Below are 12,878 nucleotides of genomic sequence, written 5' to 3' on the forward strand. Positions count from 1 at the left end.
CAACCGGTCCGGCGCCCGTCTTGCTCCGGCGGGCCAGCCGGGTGGCCTATGACCGTCAGGATCCTCCCCGGCTGGCATCGTCGTTGCTTGATCCGGTGCCGACGCATAGCGGAGCGGTCCGCTCGACGAGCGCCGCCGTTCCTGCCGCCGATCCGTCGGAGGGACCGCCATGGCCTCGCTCAACGCCGCTCTTCCGTCGGAGTCCCGCCCGCCGGCGTGCTCCCCGCAGCCGGCGCCGATCACCACCTTCGACACCGCCGTGCTCGCGGAAAAATACCGCTTCTCCTACTGGCGCGACGCGATCTGCGCGCATTTGAGCCCGTCGGAGACGATGCGGAAGATCGACGACGGGCCGTTCTCGGCGCGGCTGCGCAAGGTGGCGCTCGGCAAGGTCAACGTCTGCGACATCCGGTTCTCGCCGATGGAGAACCGGCGCGATGCCGCCTGCCTGCGGCGGATGCCGGACGACGACGTGTTCGTGGCGCTGATGAAGGCCGGTACCGGCCGGCTGGTGCAGGACGACCGCTGCGCGCTGCCCGCGGTCGGCGACCTCGTGGTCTACGATTCGGCCCGGCCGTTCCTGTGGGAGTTCGAGCAGGACACCCGGATGATCGTCGCCCGCATGGCGCGGCGGCAGCTGGCGGCGCGGCTGCCCGATTTCGAGCACCTGGCCGCCCGGATCATCCGGCCCGACCAGCCGCTGGCCTCGACCATCGCCCACACCCTCACCGACATCGTCGAGATGGAAGCCCCCTTAAGCGAGAGCGGCTCGCAGCGCCTCGGCAACGCGTTCCTCGAACTGCTCACCGCCTCGCTGGAGGCGAGCCTGACCGCGCCGGGGCGCCGCGTCGCCGACGACGACCTGGTGCGCCAGGCCAAGACCTTCCTGCTCGCCCATATCGAGGATCCCGACCTCGACCTCGCCACGGTGGCGAGCCGCCTCGGCGTGTCGCTGCGCACCCTGTGCCGCGCCTTCGCGGCGGACGGTACCACGGCGATCCGCTGGCTGTGGCAGCAGCGGCTCGCGCTCGCCCACCGGCTCCTGGAGGAGGGCCAGGCCCGCAATGTCGGGCAGGTGGTGATGCAGTGCGGCTTCAGCGACTTCTCGCATTTCAGCCGCGCCTTCAAGAAGACCTACGGGGTGATGCCGAAATCGGTGCTGCGGTCGGGGGCGTAGCCGTCGCCGATCGCGCGATCGCGGACGCGCCGGCAGGACGGGAGGGAGGCTGCGAGCCGGTATTGGCCGGTTTGCCGACCCTTCGCGTCGGTCCGGGACCGCGCAGCGGTGCCCGGACCGATCGGAGTCGACCCCGGCGAGGACGCCGGACAGGCTCTCAGCGATCGTTCTCGGTGGTGAGCTCGCTCGGGTGGATGCCCTTGTCCGGCGCGTCGTCCGGGCGCAGCCGGGCCTGGGGCTCGACGCCGTCGGTCAGTTCCACGCCCGCGGCGACGAGGGCGCCGCGCAACGCGGTCCTCTGCCCGGCGGAGGGCGGGTAGCGGCCCGCCTCGAACAGGCGGATGGTCTCCGCGTCGACGTTGGCGCGCAGGGCCAGCTCGTCCTCCGACCAGCCCAGGAGGTCCCGCGCCCGGCGCAGCTGCGCCGCTGTGATGTCGTCTGCGCCGTTCACTGAAACCCGTCCCCCGCTCTCTCGTGGCTCGTTCCCCGTCGCGCATCGCCGCGGCGGGTCCCTGGCTAACGGCGGGACCCCGCTTTCGTTGCCACACCGACAAGCTTTCGCGAGTCCTGCCACATTACGGCCAAGCTCGCCGCATAAATGCAACAGTCGTCGGTAAGATGCCGCGACGGGGCCTCCGAGACCGCGGCCAGGGTTGCGGGCGCGGGATGCCCTCTCTACGGTCCGCCACCAACACGACAAGCAAATGGGGAATGCGATGAAGGCGATGCAGGTTGCGCTGGCAGTCGGTGCCGTCGCGCTGTTGGCGTCGGCCACGCAGGCTTCGGCGCAGAACATGATGGGCTACGGCCAGAAGAACCGGGACAAGCCGGCTCAGCAGCAGTACATCCCGCCGCTGAAGGCGCAGGAGAAGGTCTTCCCGCTCGATTCGACCTGGACGGCGGTGAGCCTCAACGGCAAGCCCTTCGCGGGCGCCGAGCGGCCGAGCTTCATCATCGACAAGCAATACCGCGCCCGCGGCTTCGGCGGCTGCAACACCTTCGCGGCGACTGCCTTCCCGCTCAAGGAGCAGCACCTGGCGGTCGGCCCGCTGGCGCTGACCAAGCGCAACTGCGACAAGGCGGTCGGCGCCTCCGAGATGCAGTTCTTCACGGCTTTGCGCACCTCGGGCCAATGGGACATGGTCGGCTCGCAGCTGGTGATCAAGAGCCAGGCCGGCGAGCTGCGCTTCGACCGCGCGCTCTGATACCGGATCTGGGAGTTTACTTCCGGATCCCATATCACAAGCCCGCGCGGTGAAGCCGTAAGGCTTTACACGACTGAGCGAAGCCGATCTCCGCATCGCGAAGCAATCCCGGAGGGATCGCCCGACGCGATCAACCGGAGATCGTATGACGAGCCTCATCCTTTCGCAGCATGGCATGACGGCCCCGCCCATCGGCGGGGCCGTTCGCGCATGGGCCGGACGCCGGAAACGATTTACCGCCGCGCTCCAGTGCTTTAAGGCGCTGTCTCGTCCAGCGCGACGGTCCGGGTTTCTCCCGATTCCCGCCGGCACGCGGCCCAACGACAAGTGCGGATGCGAGGAGGAAGCGGGATGCGGTCGATGTCGAGGAGAGTGCTGCTCGCGGCGGCGCTGCTGGGAAGCGGTCTGGCCGGCGCGCAGGCGCAGGACAAGTCGCCGGTGAAGCTCGGCGCGATCGAGATCCTGACCGGGCCGAACAGCCGCTACGGGATCGCGATCCAGCGCGGCTTCGACCTCGCGCTCGCCGACATCAACAAGGCCGGCGGCGTGCTCGGCGGCCGGCCGCTCAGCCTGGCCTACGAGGATTCGGCCGGCGCCAAGGAGCAGGCGCTCAACGCCGCCCGCAAGCTCATCGGCCGCGACAAGGTCCCGCTGATCCTCGGCCCCACCCTGTCGAACGAGATGTTCGCCGCCGGCCCCGTCGCCAACGAGCGCAAGGTGCCGATCGTCGGCACCTCGACCACCGCCAACGGCATCACGGCGATCGGCCCCTACGTCTTCCGCACCTCGCTGCCCGAGGCCGACGTGATCCCGGTCACGCTCAAGACGGCCAAGGACAAGTTCGGCATCAAGCGCGTCGCCGTGATGTACGGCAACGACGACGCCTTCACCAAGTCGGCCTACGACGTGATGAAGGCCGGGCTGGAGAAGCTCGGCATCGAGACCCTGACGACCGAGACCTTCGGCTCGAAGGATTCGGACTTCTCGGCCCAGCTCACCAAGATCAAGGCGCTGAACCCCGATGCGATCGTGCTGTCGGCGCTGGTCGAGGCGGCCTCGGGCATCGAGCTCCAGGCGCGCCAGCTCGGCATCCCCGACAAGGTGTTCTTCATCGGCGGCAACGGCCTGAACTCGCCCAAGCTCGGCGACATCGCCGGCAAGGCGGCGGACGGCACCCTCGTCGGCAGCCCGTGGTTCATCGGCAAGCCGGATGCGGCGAACCAGGCCTTCGTCAACGCCTTCAAGGACAAGTACGGCGGCGACCTGCCCGACCAGTTCGCGGCCCAGGCCTACGACACGCTGTTCATCGTCGCCAAGGCGATCGACGCCGCCGGCGCGCCGGACTCCGAAAAGATCAAGGACGCGCTCATCAAGGTGAAGCACACCGGCGTGATGGGTCCGTTCTCGTTCTCCGACAGCCGCGACCCGGCGGATACGTCCGGCGTGGTGGTGCTGGTGATGAAGGGCGGCAAGTTCCAGCTGCTGCAGTAGCGATCCATCTCCCCTCCCCCTTGTGGGGAGGGGCCGGGGGTGGGGGTGGTGCCGGAGAAGTCTCAGCGGTGCCTTCTGCTCCACCCCCACCCCTGACCCCTCCCCACAAGGGGGAGGGGAAAGCGCCTTATTCTGAGATCGTGTCGCGACTGCTCACCGATTGACCCGCCGCGCGATATCGGCCACGTCGCGCTTTTCCCATCCTGTTCGGCCCTGGGGCCGGGCCGCAGCGGGCGCCGGGCGCCCATCGAACTCTCCTAGCCCCCATGCTTGAGCAGCAGCTCGTCAACGGCGTCGTGCTCGGCGCGACCTACGCCCTCTTCGCTATCGGCTTCACGCTGATGTTCGGGGTGATGGGCGTCATCAACCTCACCTACGGGGTCTACTTCGCGCTCGGCGCCTTCGCGGCTTTGTGGAGCACGCAATGGGCCGGGCTGCCGATCTGGGCAGCCCTCCCGGTCGGCGCGCTGGTCGCCGGGCTGATCGCGGTCGCCCTCGACACCCTCCTCCTCACCCGCCTGCGCAAGGCGAAGGCGCCCGAACTCGCCTCGCTCATGGTGACGCTGGGGGCGACGCTCTTCCTCTATGCCGGCATGGCGGCGGCGCTAGGCACCGAGATCCGGCGCTTCCCGGCCGAGGTCTTTTCGGGGGGTGCCTACAGTCTCGGCGACGTCCGAGTCGGCACGACGCAAGTTCTGATCCTCGCGGCAGCCATCGTCCTGATGCTGGCGCTGCTCGCGCTCGTGCGCGGCTCGCGGATCGGGCTCGCCATCCGGGCGGTGGCCGAGAACCCGGACGCAGCCTCGCTGATGGGCATCAACGGCGCCCTGATGCTGCGGGTAGTGTCGTTCCTGTCCGGCGCCATCGGGGGCGCGGCGGGCGTCCTCGTCGGGCTCAACTTCAACGCCATCCAGCCCTTCATGGGCGAGCACATGATGCTGCGCGGCTTTGCCGTCATCATCGTCGGCGGGCTCGGCGACCTGCGCGGCGCGCTGCTGGCCGGCCTGCTGCTCGGTCTCGCCGAAGTGCTGACCGCCGCCTACCTCTCCTCGACCCTCAAGGACATGATCGCCTTCGCGCTCCTCGTCGCCACCCTGTGGTTCCGTCCGCTCGGCCTGTTCGGCCGCGCCGCCGCCAAGCGGGCTTGAACGCCATGTGGGAAGCTCTCGACGACTTCTACTGGACCTACCAGAGCCTGATCCACGGAATCGGCGTGAACGGCATCCTGGCCCTGTCGGTCTACGTGGTGCTGGCGGTGGGCCAGCTCTCGCTGGGACAGGCCGCCTTCATGGGCGTCGGCGCCTATACGGGCGCCCTGCTCTCGGTGAAGTTCGGCGCGCCCTTCGCCGTGTCGATGCTGGCCTCGGCCATCGTTCCGGCCCTGCTGGCGCTGGTCGTCGGCGGGCCGACGCTCCGGCTCACCGGCGTCTACCTCGCCATCGCGACGATCGGGCTCGGCGAGATCACCCGCATCGTCTTCCTCAACTGGGACTATGCCGGCGGAGCGCTCGGCCTGTCGAACATCCCCGAGCGCGGCGGCGTGCCGGCGATCTACGGCACGCTCGCGGTGCTGCTGATCGGCCTGACGCTGGTGGCGCGCTCCCGCGTCGGCCGCGCCATGGAGGCGATGCGCGAGGACGAGGCCGCCGCCGGCGTGATGGGGGTGAACCTGCCGCGCTACCGGCTCGTGGCGCTCGTCGTCTCCTCGGCGATGGCCGGGGTGGCGGGCTGCCTCTCGGCCCACGTCTCGTCGTTCATCGGCCCGAACGAGTACGGCTTCGAGGCGGCGGTGACGATCCTCAGCTACGCGCTTCTCGGCGGCATCGGCTCGCCGCTGGCGCCGGTGCTGGGCTCCACCATCCTCACCCTGCTGCCGGAGGTGCTGCGCCCGCTCGCCGATTTCCGCCTGATGGTGAACGGCCTGATCATCGTGCTCGCCGTCCTGTTCATGCCGCGGGGCATCCTGCCCTGGCGCATCGCCCGGACCGGCTGACATGTCGCTCCTCACCGTCCAGGGTCTTACCCGCCGCTTCCAGGGCCTCGTCGCCGTCGATGCGGTCGATTTCGCGGTCGAGCCCGGCACCGTCCACGGGCTGATCGGCCCGAACGGCGCCGGCAAGACCACCCTGTTCAACCTCGTCTCCGGGGTGCTCGCGCCCAGTGCCGGCAGCGTGCGCCTCGGCGACCAGCCCCTCGACGGGTTGGCGCCCTACCGGCGCACGGCGCTCGGGCTCGCCCGCACGTTCCAGAACATCCGCATCTTCTCCGAGATGACGGTGCTGGAGAACGTGATGACCGGGCTGCACACCCGGCTGTCCTCGACCTGGGGCATCCTCCTGCGCAGCCCGGCCTTCCGCGCCGAGGAGCGCCGGGCCAAGGCCAAGGCGCGAGACCTCCTCGCCTTCGTCGGGCTCTCCGAGGCCGCTGACACCCGCGCCGGCGACCTGCCCTACGGCGATCAGCGCCGGCTCGAGATCGCCCGGGCGCTCGCCTGCGAGCCGCGGCTCGTGCTCCTCGACGAGCCCGCCGCCGGCATGAACCCGGCCGAGACCCACGCTCTGCTCGGCCTCCTGCGCCGCCTGCGCGACGAGCGCGGCCTGACCCTGCTGCTCGTCGAGCACGACATGCCCCTGGTGATGAGCCTGTGCGACCGGCTGACGGTCTTGAATTTCGGCCGCCGCATCGCCGACGGCACGCCGGCCGAGGTGCGCGCCCACCCGGCGGTGATCGAGGCCTATCTCGGCACCGGCAGCCACGAAGTCAGCGTCAGCCGGGGAGCGGTCTCGTGAGCGAGTTGCTTGCCGTCGAGGGCCTGCGCCTCGGCTACGGCCGGGCCGACGTGGTCCACGGCATCGGCCTGACGGTGCGGCGCGGCAGCATCGTGTCGTTGATCGGCTCCAACGGCGCCGGCAAGACCACGATCCTGCGCAGCCTCTCGGGGCTGATGAAGCCCCGGGCGGGCAAGGTCCTGTTCGGCGACGAATCTCCCGTCGACATCGCCGGCGAGGCGGCCCACCGCATCGCGCGCCGCGGCATCGTCCAGGTGCCCGAGGGCCGCCAGGTCTTCGCCAACATGACGGTGGCCGAGAACCTGCGGCTCGGGGCCTACCACGTCCCGGGGCCGGAGGCGGCGCGGCGGCAAGCGGCGGTCGAGGCGCGCTTTCCCCGTCTCGCCGAACGCCTGCGCCAGCAGGCGGGCTACCTCTCGGGCGGCGAGCAGCAGATGCTGGCGATGGGCCGCGCGCTCATGGCCGAGCCGGTGCTGCTCCTCCTCGACGAGCCCTCGATGGGCCTCGCCCCCCTGATCGTCGACGAGATCTTTTCCATCATCGCATCTCTGCGGGCCGAGGGGCGCACCATCCTGCTCGTCGAGCAGAACGCCAGCGCGGCGCTCGCCATCGCCGACTACGCCTACGTGCTGGAGACCGGCCGCATCCGCCTCCAGGGCCAGGCGGCGGAGATCGCCCGCAACCCGGAAGTGACGGCGGCCTATCTGGGGGTGTGAGGCGGACCTGGTCCGAACGCCCGATACGCTCGAGACGGTCCTTGTCCGGAGCAATGCCCGGTCGCGCTGCGATTGGTCACCGCTCGTTCATACGAAACCGCTCCGGGCCGCCGGCGTCACAGCGCCCGCATCGACCGTTCCACCATCGCCTGCACGCTGCCGACGCGCTCGGCCATGCGCTCGTTCACGCACATCTGCACGGTGGTGCCGTAATACAGCATGCCGTGGCTCTTCTGCTTGTGGCACTCGTAGGCCGGCTGGGCGACGAGGCTGCCGGCGACGAGGACCGGCAGGGCCAGCACCTTGGCGACGAGGGCGAGGCCGCCGAGGAGGCGGCTGCGGGGTGCCGCCGGGGCCGGCGCCCAGACGATCTCGATGGTGCGCACGTCGCGGCTCTCGCGGGGAGCGGACCGGGAGACGTCGCGGGAGATCCGAACCGGCATCCGGTCGGGCAGCGTCGAAGGCGGGAGCGGGCGGGCGGCGGCATCGCTGGTCCCGGCGATCATCCGGCGGAAATCGGCGTTGGTCAGGGCCATGGCGGCAACCTCGTCGCAGGATCGCGGAATGAGGCACCGTGTGCCTCGGTTACCGCGATCCTTGCGTCTCGCGTGCCAATGGAAACCGGTTGGAAACCATTCCGCAGCGGCACATTCGTAGGAAAAGATCACTCCGGTTGCACCACGGCCCGTCCCGCTCGCAGCGTGGCTGTACCGGGACGGGGCAGGTGCCCCGTGGGGCTCCCCAGGGGGCCCGGCAAGGCCAAGGGGCGGGTCCTGGCACCTCCGGGGACGCTCAGCCCCCCTCCCCCAGGCGCTTCTCGTAGCGCCAGGCGGTGGTGCCGTCCTCGTAATAGTCCTCCACGGTCTCGAAGCGGCGGTAGCCGCTGCGCTCGTAGAGGCGGATGCCGGCGCCGTTATCCTCGCGCACCTCGAGGCGCAGGGACCGGCAGCCCCGAGCCAGGGCCTCGGTCTCGGCGGCTTCGAGCAGCACCCGGCCGAGGCCCGTGCCGGCCCGGCTCGGCGCCACCGCGATCGAGGACAGACGGGCGCGCCGGCTGCCGCGGCGGCGCTCGATCGTCGCGGCGCCGACCAGCACCGCGCCGTCGAGGGCGACGAGCAGCGAGATCGAGGGCGAGCCGATCGCGTGGCGGATCGCCCGGCGCTCGGCCCGGTCGGTGGCGAAGGCCGCGACCTCGAGCGCCATCAGGGCGTCGAGGTCCTCGGGAAGCGCCGGCCGGATCGCGACGGCCGGCGTGGACGCGGGCTTCTCGCTCACGCGGCCTTCCACGGATAGGTCCAGGTCTCGGTGAGCGTCTGCCCGCGGGCGCGCAGGAACGCGCGCAGCTCGGTCGATTGCCCGGCCTCGTCGAGCCGCACGTCGATCGCCGCGCGAAAACCCTTCACGTGGAGGTTCGGCACCAGCGAGACCGCGAGGATCTTGCCCTGCGTCGTCGAGGGCACGATCTCGACCGCCTTCGGATCGGTGAGCCAGTAGGAGAGGTCGCCGCCCGAGAAGTCGACGAGGAAGCGCCGGGTGCGCGGCTCGCTCGCATCCGCCGTGCCGCCGCTCGCGGTCGTGCGGGCGACGTAGGTGTTCACCACCCGGCCGCCGGGATGCAGCTCGTCGGTCTCGGCGAGCGCGCGGATCTTGTAGGACAGCTCCACCGCCTCGCCGGGCTTGTAGGGTTGCTTCGGCTGCCAGGACGCCACGATGTTGTCGTGGGTCTCGTTCTGCGTCGGCAGCTCGACGAGGCGCACCGTGCCCTCGCCCCACTCGCCCTGCGGCTCGACCCAGTAGCCCGGGCGGCGATGGTAGAACGCCTCGAGATCCTGGTAATCCTCGAACACCCGGTCGCGCTGCATCAGCCCGAAGCCCTTCGGGTTGCGGTCCTCGAAGGCCGAGATCCAGCGCTCCTTCGGGTTGCGCAAGGGCCGCCAGATCCACTCGCCGCCGCCGGACTGCATCAGCAGCCCGTCGGAATCGTGCAGCTCGGGGCGGTAGTCGTCCGAGTGGTGGCGGTCGTTCTCGCCGATGAAGAACATCGAGGTCAGCGGCGCGATGCCGACCGTCGTAAGCTCCCGGCGCGGAACCAGCGTGCAGCGCACGTCGACCACCGTCTCGTCGCCCGGATAGACCAGGAACTGGAACGCGCCGGTGCAGGACGGCCCGTCGAGAAGCGCGTAGATCACCGCCCGGTCGGCGCCCTTCGGCGGCATCTCGATCCAGAACTCGCGGAAGACCGGGAATTCCTCCGGCCCGCCGACGCCCTCGACGTTGACGGCCAGGCCCCGCGCCGAGAGGCCGTAGAGCTGGTCGCGGCCGAGGAAGCGGTAGTAGCTCGCGCCGAGGAACGAGATCAGCTCGTCGAGCACGCCCGGCTTGTTGAGGGGATAATGCAGCCGGAAGCCCGCGAAGCCGAGATTGACCGGCAGCGGCTTGTCGATGGTGGTGCGGCCGTAATCGAACAGGCCAGGCTGGTAGGGGATCGGCGTCGGCACCCCGTCGCGCACCACGTTCACCGTCACGGGCCGGGTGTAGAGGAAGCCGAGGTGGAAGAGCTGGAGCCGGAACGGCCCGTCCTGGTCGCCGAGCAGCGCCCGGTCGGGCCGGAAGCGGATGTCGCGCCAGGCGTCGTAGTCGAGGGAGGCGAGCGGCGCCGGCAGCGGCGCAACGTTGGCCTCGAACGGCGCACCCGCGAGCGCCTTCGCGCGGCGCACCACCTCGTCGAAGCGGAAGCGCGGAGGGCCCGACGGCGCCGGGGCCGGGTCGGGCGGCGGCAGGGCGCTCGGGCCCGGCTGGGTCGGCCCGACCTGGGCGGAGGCCGCGCCGGTGAAGGCGGCGGAGGAGAGCAGGCCGGCGAGCAGCGCGCGGCGCGAGGGTGCAAGGGTCATGTCGTCCTGGAGGATATGGCGCGCGGGCTGAACACGCGCCTTTCGCGTCGGCCGGTTGAATGGCCCGTCCGGCCTCGCTTGAGAAGGCCCCGCGGGCGGGAAGCGTTCCGCGGCGGGGCCCGACCGTGTCACTTCGGCCACCCTGGGGAAATCCCGCGGGAATCCGCATCTTGGGACTTGCGGCGGAGGACCTTGCTCCGTATCTACCGCCTTGCCCAATTTCGCACGTGCCTGTGGCCGCGTGCCGGTTGGTGGGCATCCGGACAAGAGGCCGGACAGCCGCCAGGGGTCTTAAAGGATCGATGGCCGGGAAGGGTGGATCCCTCCGGCCGGCATCCAGGTGGCGACACCGGACCCCGACAACAACCGGCAGCCGGAGGCAAAACCGGCGAACCCCGCTCTCCACGGGGGACGCAGCTTAAAGCAACGACGAACGGGCTTTTTTGGTCTCGTCGGCCCTCCAAAGGCCGACACCGAAGAGGCTTGTTTCTCCTTGCCCCGAGTGCGGATCGGGTTTCCCCGTTCCAAGCAAAGGCAGCTTCCGGGTGCTCTGCGCCCGCGTCGCTCGGCGTGTCTCCACAGCACGTCCGCGCCGCGTCGCATCGCCCCCTGACGCCGGACGGCCGACGCGCGCCGTCTTGATCTCGACTTCGGGTTCCCGCGGGAGCCCTCTCGAACCTTTGGTGGGGCTGATCATGACCGATCGCATCCGCGATTTCCTGCGCGTGCGCCGCGAGCTCGGCCGGGACGAGGGTCCCGTGATGGTGCTCGACCTCGACGTCGTGCGCGACAACTACACCGCCTTCGCCCGCGCCCTGCCCGACACCCGGGTGTTCTACGCCGTCAAGGCGAACCCGGCCCCCGAGGTGCTGCGCGCGCTCGCCGAGATGGGCTCCTGCTTCGACACCGCCTCGGTGGTCGAGGTGCAGATGGCGCTCGCCGCCGGCGCCACCGCCGACCGGATCTCCTTCGGCAACACCATCAAGAAGGAGCGCTGCATCGCCCGCGCGCTCCAGCTCGGCGTGCGGCTCTTCGCCGTCGACTGCCAGGCCGAGGTCGACAAGATCGTCCGCGCGGCGGACGCGGTGAACGTCGCCCGCGAGGACGTGCAGGTGTTCTGCCGCATCCTGTGCGACGGCGCCGGCGCCGAATGGCCGCTGTCGCGCAAGTTCGGCTGCGTGCCGGAGATGGCGGTGGACGTGCTCGAGCACGGCACCCGGGCGGGCCTGCACGCCTACGGCGTGTCGTTCCACGTCGGCTCGCAGCAGGGCAACACGGAAGCCTGGGACGGGGCGCTCGCCTCGGCCTCGATGATCTTCCGCGAGTGCGCGGAGCGCGGCATCCACCTCTCGATGGTGAACCTCGGCGGCGGCTTCCCGACCAAGTACCTCAAGGCGGTGCCGGGCGTGGAATCCTATGGCGACGCGATCTTCCGGGCGCTGACCAAGCATTTCGGCAACCAGCTGCCGGAGACGATCATCGAGCCGGGCCGCGGCATGGTCGGCAATGCCGGCATGATCGAGGCCGAGGTGGTGCTGGTCTCGCAGAAGTCCGACGCCGCCGACGAGGTGCGGTGGGTCTACCTCGACATCGGCAAGTTCGGCGGCCTCGCCGAGACGATGGACGAGTCGATCCGCTACCGCATCCTCACCGCGCGCGACGAGGACCGCACGGTGCCGTGCGTGCTCGCCGGCCCGACCTGCGACTCGGCCGACGTGCTCTACGAGAAGACCCCCTACCCGCTGCCGATCTCGCTGGCGATCGGCGACAAGGTGCTGATCGAGGGCGCTGGCGCCTACACCACCACCTACGCGGCGGTGGCGTTCAACGGCTTCCCGCCGCTTCAGTCCTACGTGATCTGATCGATCGGCGCCCCTCGGCGCCGATCTCGCCGGAACAACGCGCCGGGTCCGCCGTTACAGAGGCCCCGGCGCGTTCGCGCCTCCATCCCCATCCTCATAGTCCCGGACGGCCCGCCGCGTGCGGCGGGTGCGAGGGCTGTCCTTTGCCCGTTCGTGTCAGTCTCGGGAGGGTACGGCCATGATCCAGATCCGCGACGAGCGCGCCGCCGACTTCGCTGCCCGCGAGCACCTGCTCGACGTCTGCTTCGGCGAGGCGCGCTTCACCAAGACCTGCGAGCGCCTGCGCGAGGGACGCCTTCCGGCGGACGGCCTCGCCCTGGTGGTCGAGATGCAGGATCGCCTGGTCGCCACCGTGCGGCTGTGGGATGTCGAGGCCGGGGGCATCCCCGCCCTGATGCTCGGACCGATCGCCGTCGAGCCCAGCCTGCACGGGCTCGGCATCGGCAACAGGCTGATGCGCGAGGCGCTATCCCGCGCCGCAGCGCTGGGCCATCGCGCGGTGATCCTCGTCGGCGACGCGCCCTACTATGCCCGCTTCGGCTTCACCCGCGAGCGGGTCGGGGCCTTGAGCCTGCCCGGCCCCTACGCGCCGGAGCGGTTCTTGGGCCTCGACCTCGTGCCGGGCGCGCTCGACGGCGCCGCTGGCATGGTGCGGGCAACCGGTCGGGTGGTGCCGAGCGCCCTGCCGGCGCAGGAGTTCCGCGTCGCGGCGTGAGCCGGGTTCCCCCCGCTCACCCCCGCAGGGCG

At 70.6% G+C, this 12,878-nt stretch carries 13 protein-coding genes; 9 read left to right on the forward strand and 4 right to left on the reverse strand.

Annotation, left to right across the window (positions count from 1 at the left end; genetic code table 11):
* Positions 1-169: 169 nt before the first annotated feature.
* Positions 170-1,177, forward strand: coding sequence for a helix-turn-helix domain-containing protein (locus tag ACS5PV_RS07400; RefSeq protein ID WP_455394690.1), 1,008 nt, complete (start codon positions 170-172; stop codon positions 1,175-1,177).
* Positions 1,178-1,334: 157 nt separating this feature from the next.
* Here the strand turns inward: ACS5PV_RS07400 and ACS5PV_RS07405 are convergent, their stop codons facing one another.
* Positions 1,335-1,628 (reverse strand): helix-turn-helix domain-containing protein, encoded by a 294-nt coding sequence (locus ACS5PV_RS07405; protein ID WP_455394691.1) that lies wholly within the window; start codon positions 1,626-1,628, stop codon positions 1,335-1,337.
* Positions 1,629-1,881: 253 nt separating this feature from the next.
* Between ACS5PV_RS07405 and ACS5PV_RS07410 the strand changes: the two genes are divergently transcribed.
* The 6 genes from ACS5PV_RS07410 to ACS5PV_RS07435 all read left to right on the forward strand — a co-directional run bounded on the left by ACS5PV_RS07410 (position 1,882) and on the right by ACS5PV_RS07435 (position 7,378).
* The gene (locus ACS5PV_RS07410; RefSeq protein ID WP_455394692.1) at positions 1,882-2,382 is read left to right on the forward strand and encodes an META domain-containing protein; all 501 of its coding nucleotides are present in this window, start codon (positions 1,882-1,884) and stop codon (positions 2,380-2,382) included.
* Positions 2,383-2,742: 360 nt separating this feature from the next.
* On the forward strand, positions 2,743-3,873 hold the full coding sequence (locus ACS5PV_RS07415) for an ABC transporter substrate-binding protein (protein ID WP_455394693.1): 1,131 nt from the start codon (positions 2,743-2,745) through the stop codon (positions 3,871-3,873).
* A gap of 266 nt (positions 3,874-4,139) precedes the next feature.
* The gene (locus ACS5PV_RS07420; protein ID WP_455394694.1) at positions 4,140-5,021 is read left to right on the forward strand and encodes a branched-chain amino acid ABC transporter permease; all 882 of its coding nucleotides are present in this window, start codon (positions 4,140-4,142) and stop codon (positions 5,019-5,021) included.
* A gap of 5 nt (positions 5,022-5,026) precedes the next feature.
* Positions 5,027-5,866 (forward strand): branched-chain amino acid ABC transporter permease, encoded by an 840-nt coding sequence (locus ACS5PV_RS07425; protein ID WP_455394695.1) that lies wholly within the window; start codon positions 5,027-5,029, stop codon positions 5,864-5,866.
* A 1-nt stretch (position 5,867) separates the two neighbouring features.
* Positions 5,868-6,662: an ABC transporter ATP-binding protein gene (locus ACS5PV_RS07430; RefSeq protein WP_455394696.1), complete on the forward strand. Its 795-nt coding sequence runs from the start codon at positions 5,868-5,870 to the stop codon at positions 6,660-6,662.
* A 5-nt stretch (positions 6,663-6,667) separates the two neighbouring features.
* Complete coding sequence (locus tag ACS5PV_RS07435; RefSeq protein WP_455395004.1) at positions 6,668-7,378, forward strand: ABC transporter ATP-binding protein; 711 nt, start codon at positions 6,668-6,670, stop codon at positions 7,376-7,378.
* Between the two features lie 116 nt (positions 7,379-7,494).
* Here the strand turns inward: ACS5PV_RS07435 and ACS5PV_RS07440 are convergent, their stop codons facing one another.
* The 3 genes from ACS5PV_RS07440 to ACS5PV_RS07450 all read right to left on the reverse strand — a co-directional run bounded on the left by ACS5PV_RS07440 (position 7,495) and on the right by ACS5PV_RS07450 (position 10,269).
* A complete protein-coding gene (locus tag ACS5PV_RS07440) occupies positions 7,495-7,914 on the reverse strand; it encodes a hypothetical protein (RefSeq protein ID WP_455394697.1) in 420 nt (139 codons plus the stop codon).
* Between the two features lie 256 nt (positions 7,915-8,170).
* Entirely contained in the window at positions 8,171-8,653 is a 483-nt protein-coding gene (locus ACS5PV_RS07445) for a GNAT family N-acetyltransferase (RefSeq protein WP_455394698.1), read from the reverse strand.
* Positions 8,650-10,269 (reverse strand): glucan biosynthesis protein, encoded by a 1,620-nt coding sequence (locus tag ACS5PV_RS07450; protein WP_455394699.1) that lies wholly within the window; start codon positions 10,267-10,269, stop codon positions 8,650-8,652. The genes ACS5PV_RS07445 and ACS5PV_RS07450 overlap by 4 nt, the downstream gene beginning before the upstream one ends.
* Positions 10,270-10,964: 695 nt before the next feature.
* On the opposite strand from ACS5PV_RS07450, the gene ACS5PV_RS07455 reads away from it, so the two are divergent.
* Positions 10,965-12,131 carry a type III PLP-dependent enzyme gene (locus tag ACS5PV_RS07455; protein ID WP_455394700.1) on the forward strand — a complete coding sequence of 389 codons (1,167 nt, stop codon included), beginning with the start codon at positions 10,965-10,967 and terminating at the stop codon, positions 12,129-12,131.
* 178 nt (positions 12,132-12,309) lie between these two features.
* Positions 12,310-12,846: a GNAT family N-acetyltransferase gene (locus ACS5PV_RS07460; protein ID WP_455394701.1), complete on the forward strand. Its 537-nt coding sequence runs from the start codon at positions 12,310-12,312 to the stop codon at positions 12,844-12,846.
* Positions 12,847-12,878: the final 32 nt, after the last annotated feature.

This window comes from Methylobacterium sp. Gmos1, from assembly GCF_053764715.1.

Bases quoted from the DNA above. Each gene is read 5' to 3' on its own strand.
- ACS5PV_RS07400 (WP_455394690.1), top strand. From the start codon at position 170: ATGGCCTCGCTCAACGCCGCTCTTCCGTCGGAGTCCCGCCCGCCGGCG.
- ACS5PV_RS07410 (WP_455394692.1), top strand. From the start codon at position 1,882: ATGGGGAATGCGATGAAGGCGATGCAGGTTGCGCTGGCAGTCGGTGCC.
- ACS5PV_RS07415 (WP_455394693.1), top strand. From the start codon at position 2,743: ATGTCGAGGAGAGTGCTGCTCGCGGCGGCGCTGCTGGGAAGCGGTCTG.
- ACS5PV_RS07420 (WP_455394694.1), top strand. From the start codon at position 4,140: ATGCTTGAGCAGCAGCTCGTCAACGGCGTCGTGCTCGGCGCGACCTAC.
- ACS5PV_RS07425 (WP_455394695.1), top strand. From the start codon at position 5,027: ATGTGGGAAGCTCTCGACGACTTCTACTGGACCTACCAGAGCCTGATC.
- ACS5PV_RS07430 (WP_455394696.1), top strand. From the start codon at position 5,868: ATGTCGCTCCTCACCGTCCAGGGTCTTACCCGCCGCTTCCAGGGCCTC.
- ACS5PV_RS07440 (WP_455394697.1), bottom strand. From the start codon at position 7,914: ATGGCCCTGACCAACGCCGATTTCCGCCGGATGATCGCCGGGACCAGC.
- ACS5PV_RS07450 (WP_455394699.1), bottom strand. From the start codon at position 10,269: ATGACCCTTGCACCCTCGCGCCGCGCGCTGCTCGCCGGCCTGCTCTCC.
- ACS5PV_RS07455 (WP_455394700.1), top strand. From the start codon at position 10,965: ATGACCGATCGCATCCGCGATTTCCTGCGCGTGCGCCGCGAGCTCGGC.
- ACS5PV_RS07460 (WP_455394701.1), top strand. From the start codon at position 12,310: ATGATCCAGATCCGCGACGAGCGCGCCGCCGACTTCGCTGCCCGCGAG.